This is a genomic window from Haemophilus sp. HMSC071C11 (assembly GCF_001837655.1).
GTDB lineage: Bacteria > Pseudomonadota > Gammaproteobacteria > Enterobacterales > Pasteurellaceae > Haemophilus > Haemophilus influenzae.
Genome location: NZ_KV833410.1, coordinates 1 through 221, shown reverse-complemented (window position 1 = coordinate 221; position 221 = coordinate 1). Strand labels below are relative to the sequence as shown.

General features: G+C 29.0%; 1 protein-coding gene. It reads left to right on the top strand.

The annotated features are described in order from the left end of the window. Positions 1 to 221 (top strand): alpha-2,3-sialyltransferase (locus HMPREF2644_RS04585; RefSeq protein ID WP_257286008.1); only part of this gene is annotated, 221 nt, incomplete at both ends.

The following is a 221-nucleotide window of genomic DNA, read 5'->3' as shown; positions in this document are numbered from 1 at the left end:
CGTTTATGCAATTAATTAAAAATAATGAATATGAATATGCTGATATTATTCTATCATCTTTTCTGAATTTAGGGGATTCAGAATTAAAGAAAATCCAGCGTTTAGAAAAATTACTACCACAAATCGATCTTGGTCATAGCTATTTAAAAAAACTACGAGCTTTTGATGCTCATTTACAATATCACGAACTATATGAGAATAAGAGGATTACATCAGGCGTT